Raw genomic sequence first — 8,070 nt, 5'->3', positions numbered from 1 at the left:
TTTTTTTAAAGCAGAACGAGGCGGTATCATGACAGCGCTACCTTGCAGAGATGTACTGTGCCTACATTTTACTCAATTTTGTGGCTGTGAAAAGTTTTTAGAGGTTCCCATAGTTTGCTATGCTTCCGGGGATTCACGCCCTTTCCGTCACGATCCATCTGAAATCCATAGGGTATATAACTAAAATATTATACTACTGACTCACAACTTGATCTTTAGGGTCAAATGTAAATACAGCATCTGTTGCCTGTTTTACATTTATACCTTTAGGTAATTTGATTTTAACAACAGGTAAATTTTTGCCTATTGTTAAAATGCTACTACCAAGAACTTTAAATGAGGATGCATTATTCAAATTTAATATTAAAGATCAAGTTATTAAGCCATAAACGATTATTGGATTACTTTAAGCTCTATTTTTCATACTGAGCTTACTGTAATCCACTTATCCCAATCAATAAAAACAACCCTATTCATTACCACCGACTTGCCATACTTGAAATTGAATAATCAGAAAAAATAAACATCCATTAACAATCTCTGTTATTAATTAATGTTGTATATAAAAATCCCCCGCCCATAATTGTTTTGTTTCATTGGAAATTATTTAAATAACCATTGGTTAAATTTTTAAATATAAACAATAACATCTATAAATCATGTTATTGCGGTAGCTATACTTTTCAATAAAAACTAATGAAGGTAAAGAAATAAACGCTTTTTATATTTTAAATGCAAATAGTAAATAAAGGAAAAAATCATCAATTTCATTGATGAATAAAACAACTCAATATCATATACAAGGTGATAAAAATGGAAAAAGAATATAACCGGTCCACTTTAGAATCCAATATAGAGAATACCAATACTCTGGATCGCCATGAAATTGGTAAAACGCTTGGTCAGACTGATAATCCACATTCAGCGCTAAAACCGGGTGATGACTATACACAAACAATAAAAATTAACCCTGACGGCGGCTTAACAGCAGATAAAGATGGATTAAGTGTAAAAATTAAAGCGGGTGATGGTATTAAGGTAGACAGTAGCGGCATCAGTATTGATCCCAATAATGTACTGCCAAGAGGCATGATTATGATGTTCTCCGGTGAGAATGCTCCTACAGGCTGGGCTTTTTGTGATGGCAATAATGGAACCCCAGATTTAAGAAGCCGTTTTGTCATGTGTGGTGAAACTATTTCTGAGACAGGGCAAAGCAGTAGTAAAGCTAATGGTAGTGGCACCGAAAAAAGCTTTTCCAAGAATACAGCATCAACTGCGGTTTCGGTCAATGTTACTGTGGGAAATACAGTATTAACAGAGTTACAAATACCTAGTCATAAACATATTGGGGGTATGACTTATTATACTAGTTATGGAATGAAATATGGCTACGCCCCTGATAACAAAACCGAATATCAAATAAATAATAGCTATACTAGCTCAATATGGCTGAAACCTTCATTAGGAAAAGATCACTATGCATATACATCAAACACAGGAGGTGGACAAGGACATAACCATCCGGCAACAGCATCGTCCCCTTCACATAATCATAGCATTGATATCATTCCGCCTTATTATCTATTAGCTTTTATTATGAAACTTTAATTCCGTTGCACCAGAAAGATTTAAATTACCTCTTATTTTCTAATTACAAAGGATATATAACAATGAATATATCTAGTTATTTCTTCCTGAATGAAGAAAACATTAAGTTCAATAATCAGTGTTTAAATACATACATGGGTTACCCCCAACCCATCGGTAAAGATTGGCCCAACCTGCCTGCCGGGTTCCAAAGATATATTGACGATGTTATTAATTTAAATGGCTTTTTATATTTTTTTAAAGGTTCACTGTATCTTAAATTCGATATCGTGAAAGCACAAGTCTTTGATGGACCAAACTTCATTATAGATGGCTGGCCTGGATTAAAAGGAACAGAACTGGAAAATGGAATAGATGCTGCCATAGAATTGACTACCAACACCGTTTGTTTCTTTAAAGGCAGGCATTGTATAGATTACACCATTGATTCACACACAATTGAGATGAATACTATTTCAGACCGATGGGGAATGACTGGGAAATATGCAGCATTTAGTAGCAATCTGGATGCCATTATTTCATGGCCAGATATCGATGGAAATTTTATTTATTTTTTCAAAGGTGATTCTTTTATTCGGTTCGACCCAAATTTGAATGCACTTGATGCCGGGCCAATCATCATCTCCAGCGATAATCAGGGTTGGAGAGGGTTAACCTTCAAAAATATTCAAGCGGCAGTATCGGTCGATACCGATTTATTAGGCAGTCACCGAGACAATAGTGGAGGCAATAGTAAAGTCTGTAATGGAACATGTGGTACTAATGATACGGGTAAATATTGTTTCCAGTTACCTCACAGTATTCGATTCGGCTTGATAGCCTACACTAATACAAATATTCCGCAAACTGTAAAAGTATATATTGACGATTTTCTGGTAGATACATTAACCAGTACCAGTAAAGGACAAAATAATCTCATGGTAACTAAAGACTACACATCAGGTACAGGCAAAATCTGTATTGAGATTGAAGGGGATGGCAAACCATGTAAGCTACGTTATTTCGATAATATATTTGATGGAAAACCGGGAACAGCTATTATCAGCGCTGAAAATGGTACCAATAGTCATTACAATGATAGTGTGGTGTTCTTGAATTGGCCTCTGACATAAACTAAAAATACTCGGTTTCGAATAATTATTGCGCCCTCCGTGGCGCATTTTTTCCTACTCATATGACTACCGTAAAATAAATAGTAGTATTTGGAAGAAATACAGTAATTTTGTCGGACATTTATTCAAGCTCACTCTGGCTCAGACCGGTAGTTTTCATCACTGTTTCACGATCGATTCCGCTGTTCAGCAATGCATGAGCAATTTTTAACGTTGCTTCTTGACGCCCTTCCTGACGTGCTTTATGTTCCAATCTTTGTGCTATTGTCATCAGTACCTCCTCATACCTCGGGGACTGTTCTGCCAGTCGCCGTAAGATCCTCTTCTCACACGGATCGTTGAATGCTGATTGAGAACTCTCAAGACGAGTTAGTGGCGTATTTGCTCCAGTTCGTTCTGGCTCAGACCGGTGGTTTTCATCACTGTTTCACGATCGACTCCGCTGTTCAGCAATGCATGAGCAATTTTTAACGTTGCTTCTTGACGTCCTTCCTGACGTCCTTCCTGACGTGCTTTATGTTCCAATCTTTGTGCTATTGTCATCAGTACCTCCTCATACCTCGGGGACTGTTCTGCCAGTCGCCGAATAAAACCCTCTGGATCGGCGGTATCTCCCACCTGTAATAAGTAGTTTAGCACGCTTTTTAGCTGTTCATCCGTATAGTAATCATACGTCAGCAGTATAACCAACTCTTGCAGCAGCTCTGCCATATCTCGCTGTCGGATATGCTTTTGCACCATTTCCAGTAGCGCGACCCGTTTGTGCGTCAAGATTTCATCATCCGGGATTACCGTTACATCTACCAGCGGGAATTTATTGGAATAGATTTCCTCCGCCAGGGCCGGATCATCGAAACAGTTTAGCCAATTGGTACTCCAAGGATACGGCTGTATTTTACCGTGATAGAACAACACCGGAATGACCAGCGGCAATTTTTCATGTCCCTGCTCCAGATGCCGTTGCATGGCTGAAATACCGTAGCGCATTAATCGAAATGCCATCATTTTGTCCGGGGAACTTTGGTGCTCGATCACACAATACACATAACCGTCACCCTGAGCCGTTTTCAATGAATACAAAATGTCGGAATAATGCGCCCGCAGATTGTCTTCAATAAACGACCCTGATTCCAACCGCAGTGTATCCAGATCACAAACTGCCCGTAATGTCGCAGGCAAATGTATCTCCAAAAAGTCTCTGGCAGTATCAATATAACTTAAAAACTGTTTAAAAACAGCATCATGTGGCGTTGGTGTATTTTTTCTCTTCATTGGTGAATGGTAGCATACTTTCTTTTATATTGAAGGAATATTAAGCAAGAAACCAAGAGGACTGAGATGTCTTGAATTTTCTTTGACAAAAACTTTGATCGTATCTCAGATACTTTAATTTCCTTCTTAAGCGAAGTTCAGGTTAGTTACCTTTCCTGCAAATTTCCGCTATTTACCTGCTCCAATGATTTAAGTAAATGTTTTGCATTAGCGGATGAACGTAGTAAATAAGCAGTTTCTTCAAGGCTTGCATATTCTGCATTTGAAATAATAACGCAATCGCCACCGTTTTGTCTGGTGATCAATATTGGTGCACAATCCTGAACAACTTGATCCATTATCGAAGCAAGATTTCCCTTTGCAACGCTATATGTTGTCTTCCGCATAATATGCCTTTTTCACCGTAGTATAAATATCATACAAAGATTGCATGACAAAATAGTATAATATCAAGCTAAACATCTATACCCTATGGATTTCAAGATGCATCGCGGCGGCAAGGGAGCGAATCCCCGGGAGCATAGATAACTATGTGACCGGGGTGAGAGAGTGCAGCCAACAAAGAGGCAACTTGAAGGATAACGGGTATATATGTGCTATCCGTGGCCCAATCTCTTTATTCGCACGATCCCTATCCGCCCATATGTAAAAGTTGATAGCTTTATCTGATTGCAAATCACCTTTGATTTGCACTATGTTAATTGACCAATTCTAGTTGAAAGAATAAAATAATGGTCAAGAAACAGGAGATTTTATGAACACCGCAACCAAACAACGTAATTTGAATGAGCTACAAGTGTTACTGCAAAAACGCTTTGACATAATATTCGGCTCATTGATGCCTGAGTTTGCTGAAAAGGCGAAGGCCAGCAATGCTCTTGTTCTTCCGGATAGCGAACTTTTTGGGCTGCTGTACTCAACCGTACTTGAAAAGAGTGCGAGGACTCCCGATCGCGAACTCCGCAAACTAAAGCGTCGCGCTGAGAACCTGTCCAATTTTTATAAGGAAATTGAGCGCATGGGTGGCGTAATTAAAGCAGTAGATGTTGCTGATATTCTCGGTATCACGCGTCAGGCCGTTAATTTGCGAGTGAAGGGAAATAAGCTGCTCGCTTTCAAGAAGAACAGCGATCATGTCTTCCCGCTCTTTCAATTCAAAGAGGGAGGGCTGTTACCTCACTTTGAAAACGTCATGAAAGCAATGAGCAATGATATCGGGCCTATTTCCAGAATATCGTTTTTGACTACCCCCTTGAGCGACAAGAACGGTAAAGGGAAAACCCCTATTGAGATCATGAAAGAAGATAGCAGCATTGATGATGTTTCAAAAATGCTTCGTGCAGCGAAACAGATGGGCAAACAGATCGCCAGTTAAGAGAAGTCTCCTTTGTTTGCATTGTGAGGTACCCCCATAAATAAGTTTTGCCATAGGCTTCTCCTTAATGTTTTTTTGAAATGGTGTCGTGTGCTTGCCCACTGACACCGCTATGCCGTGATTGGCATCACAATTATACGACGATTAAAGTGGTTTTAAATTGATTGATTTTTTGGGGTTTATTGCATTAAAACTTGATTACAATGCTAGTCACACATAATTGCACATAAGGGTTGTAAGACGAAATTTCCGGCTTACAACCCCATTCAGGTGACTAAAATTAGTATGCCATTACACCTAGACGAAGTACGCCTAGTGAATAACGCGTATTTCTATTTGCAAAAGTGCCGTCAATTCAATCAAACACCGCTTGTAACACATTGTTTGGCCAATAAATATTATTTATGAGAGTAATATCTCGTTCAGATGAACAGGTATCTGCGGTCAATGGGGTAGTCTCAGAAAATGTCAATAGCCTTGGTTTTAGCTTAGAGGAAGTAGAAAAATCACAATATAATGCCAATGCGAGTACTCCATATAATCTATTTCTATTTATAGAATTAACTATATCGTCAAAATAGCCCGCATTTGAACCTGCATTATTCGACATTTCATATGCATAACTGCTTAGGCTTGACCACCGGTTGGTTAATCTGACCAAACCTCCTCCTATCTGCACATTATTATCATAATTGCTAGTTATAAACGAAGATATTCGGCTAAATCTAGCTGATTCAGCCACAGCGGTAATCAATGTCATAAAAGCTCTTGCTGCTAGAGGCTCTACTGTTCCTGAACCATTTTGCCGCCATAAAGTCGTAATGGCGCTATTGATGGTTTCATTGCTCACAATTGTTTCTTCTCTTGTACGGTTAGCCCGTCTAAATAAATCAATATAACTTGAAGAAATATTTAAATTTAAAAGGTTTGTCTCCGGAACTGTTATGTTGGAAAATTCAGTATCATTGAATCTGTAGAATATCCCAGCAGAGACAAATCCCACCATATACAAATTAGTATTTGATAATATAAGATCAATAACATCCCCATTATTACTTATGAGGTGAACCGATGTATATGGTTCAGTGGGATTAAGGACAAGTAATCCGGGAACATTAGGTAGGTGGCTCCCTACTATAGATCTAAGATTCTTAATGGATTTAATATAGTTTTGAGCATCTGAATAATCAAAATTGACGCTCTTAGAATATACTACGTTACTAAATAAAAAGAAAAATAAAATCAAGTACCTGTAAAAATTTTTCATTCCGCTCTCTTCTATGATTAGAACTTAACATTTCAATTAGTCTTAAAGTGTCAATTAAATGAAGAGCCCCGCCGCAAGCAGCGGGGTATCTTAAAACATTGAAACAGTACTACCCATCCCATTTACATTAAATTGAAAAACTTCTGCGGAAAGGATTCCCCTGAGCCGCTGTTTACAACAATGCCCTTTATTCTGGTATAACTTATTCACGGTAAAGTGTAACAGCATATAAAGGTTTGTACTCACTACCATCACCTTCGATGGTTATGTCTACTTTTGTACCAATAATTTGAGCTGTCCTTAACAAATGCATCATCTCCTGATTGCAGTCATCTAAATAGAAACCCTGTCCATATCCAATTGAATTTAAATATCCCCAGCAGTGTTTATCTGAATTAGCTTTAAGCCACTGAACATAGCCAGATATCGTGTACTGCCCCGAGAATGATGGTGCCGAAAATAAAGACAAGGCAATGAAAATAGCACTGATTTTTTTATTCATGAATATTCCATTAAAATAAAACTACTATAAGGTTAGTGAAAGGATATCGATTTACCCATCAGTCCAAAATTCTCCGCCCCAGAGTGTCCTTTTCATCTGAGGACAACGTTTGAATATTTCTCTTGTTGTCAAACTTTTTATCAGTGCGACAACCTTTGCCACGCTGTATATTGGTATTATACCCGTCATCTTTCAAGTTGCCTCTTTGTTGGCTGCACTCACTCACCCCGATCACATAGTTATCTATGCTCCCGGGGATTCGCTCCCTTGCCGTCGCGATCCATCTTGAAATCCATTGGGTATATTATGGCAGCTATAAAATTTGGATAGAAATCATCCATCCGTTCTATTTCAATCCTTTTTAATGGAGTAATTTGTTATTCTATCGTCTATATAAAATGGCAAATCCAGAACAAAAGCAATCTGTGCTTTCTGAACAGCATTATCATGAATTTCCACTTTTTTACCATCCTTAGTTAGGATGTAGTTATACTGGCCTACTACAATTCCCACCTCTTTCACTTTAACAAACTCCCCGTTAATAGATTTGCAGTCACTACAGTTGTTTGCCCAAGATTTATTTGCCAACAAGGAAAAACAAATTAGACTAAAAAAAGAAAGTTTCGAAAGAGTCTTCATACAACACCTCATCTCTGCTACATTTAATTTTAAAAAAAGAGTTTCGAAAGAAAATTATATAACACCTGTTTATGATATATTGAATATTAAAATTCAATATGTATATTTAACTACATTTTTCCTCGGTTTTTCTCCCATTGTACACTCAGGGCAAGATCGCGAATATTTTTAATCAAAAATAAATCCGAGTGTAGTGGTCAACTAATACCGAATCTAATAAGCAAAAAATAATGGTACAACCTCAAGCTAAATATCCATTGCGCCATCCGTGGCGCACTCTCTTTATTTTCCC

General features: G+C 38.0%; 10 protein-coding genes and 1 pseudogene. 4 read left to right on the top strand and 7 right to left on the bottom strand.

Annotated elements, in window-relative coordinates:
- The 3 genes from ACGF49_RS20490 to ACGF49_RS20480 all read left to right on the top strand — a co-directional run.
- Positions 1-184, top strand: a 184-nt coding sequence (locus ACGF49_RS20490) for a hypothetical protein (protein WP_387492508.1), incomplete at its 5' end; no start/stop codon positions are given.
- A gap of 629 nt (positions 185-813) precedes the next feature.
- On the top strand, positions 814-1,611 hold the full coding sequence (locus ACGF49_RS20485) for a tail fiber protein (RefSeq protein WP_113043174.1): 798 nt from the start codon (positions 814-816) through the stop codon (positions 1,609-1,611).
- Positions 1,612-1,673: 62 nt separating this feature from the next.
- A complete protein-coding gene (locus ACGF49_RS20480; protein WP_387492505.1) occupies positions 1,674-2,723 on the top strand; it encodes a fucose-binding lectin II in 1,050 nt (349 codons plus the stop codon).
- Positions 2,724-2,844: 121 nt separating this feature from the next.
- Here the strand turns inward: ACGF49_RS20480 and ACGF49_RS20475 are convergent, their stop codons facing one another.
- The 3 genes from ACGF49_RS20475 to ACGF49_RS20465 all read right to left on the bottom strand — a co-directional run bounded on the left by ACGF49_RS20475 (position 2,845) and on the right by ACGF49_RS20465 (position 4,381).
- Positions 2,845-2,994, bottom strand: coding sequence for a hypothetical protein (locus ACGF49_RS20475; protein WP_387492501.1), 150 nt, complete (start codon positions 2,992-2,994; stop codon positions 2,845-2,847).
- Between the two features lie 98 nt (positions 2,995-3,092).
- Positions 3,093-3,995, bottom strand: coding sequence for an Rpn family recombination-promoting nuclease/putative transposase (locus ACGF49_RS20470; protein WP_271859619.1), 903 nt, complete (start codon positions 3,993-3,995; stop codon positions 3,093-3,095).
- A 146-nt stretch (positions 3,996-4,141) separates the two neighbouring features.
- Positions 4,142-4,381, bottom strand: coding sequence for a type II toxin-antitoxin system prevent-host-death family antitoxin (locus ACGF49_RS20465; protein WP_262978308.1), 240 nt, complete (start codon positions 4,379-4,381; stop codon positions 4,142-4,144).
- Between the two features lie 368 nt (positions 4,382-4,749).
- Between ACGF49_RS20465 and ACGF49_RS20460 the strand changes: the two genes are divergently transcribed.
- A complete protein-coding gene (locus ACGF49_RS20460; RefSeq protein ID WP_113043178.1) occupies positions 4,750-5,370 on the top strand; it encodes a DNA-binding protein in 621 nt (206 codons plus the stop codon).
- A 355-nt stretch (positions 5,371-5,725) separates the two neighbouring features.
- Here the strand turns inward: ACGF49_RS20460 and ACGF49_RS20455 are convergent, their stop codons facing one another.
- The 4 genes and pseudogenes from ACGF49_RS20455 to ACGF49_RS20440 all read right to left on the bottom strand — a co-directional run bounded on the left by ACGF49_RS20455 (position 5,726) and on the right by ACGF49_RS20440 (position 7,778).
- On the bottom strand, positions 5,726-6,637 hold the full coding sequence (locus ACGF49_RS20455) for a ribosome-inactivating family protein (RefSeq protein WP_113024945.1): 912 nt from the start codon (positions 6,635-6,637) through the stop codon (positions 5,726-5,728).
- A gap of 202 nt (positions 6,638-6,839) precedes the next feature.
- Positions 6,840-7,139: a hypothetical protein gene (locus ACGF49_RS20450; protein ID WP_113024944.1), complete on the bottom strand. Its 300-nt coding sequence runs from the start codon at positions 7,137-7,139 to the stop codon at positions 6,840-6,842.
- Between the two features lie 54 nt (positions 7,140-7,193).
- Positions 7,194-7,316, bottom strand: a pseudogene (locus ACGF49_RS20445) (transposase); the annotation flags it as partial.
- Positions 7,317-7,490: 174 nt separating this feature from the next.
- On the bottom strand, positions 7,491-7,778 hold the full coding sequence (locus ACGF49_RS20440) for a hypothetical protein (RefSeq protein ID WP_113024943.1): 288 nt from the start codon (positions 7,776-7,778) through the stop codon (positions 7,491-7,493).
- Positions 7,779-8,070 lie beyond the last annotated feature (292 nt).

It is taken from the genome of Photorhabdus sp. RM96S (assembly GCF_042879335.1).
Lineage (GTDB): Bacteria > Pseudomonadota > Gammaproteobacteria > Enterobacterales > Enterobacteriaceae > Photorhabdus > Photorhabdus kayaii.
This window is presented reverse-complemented; position numbering and strand designations above follow the sequence as displayed.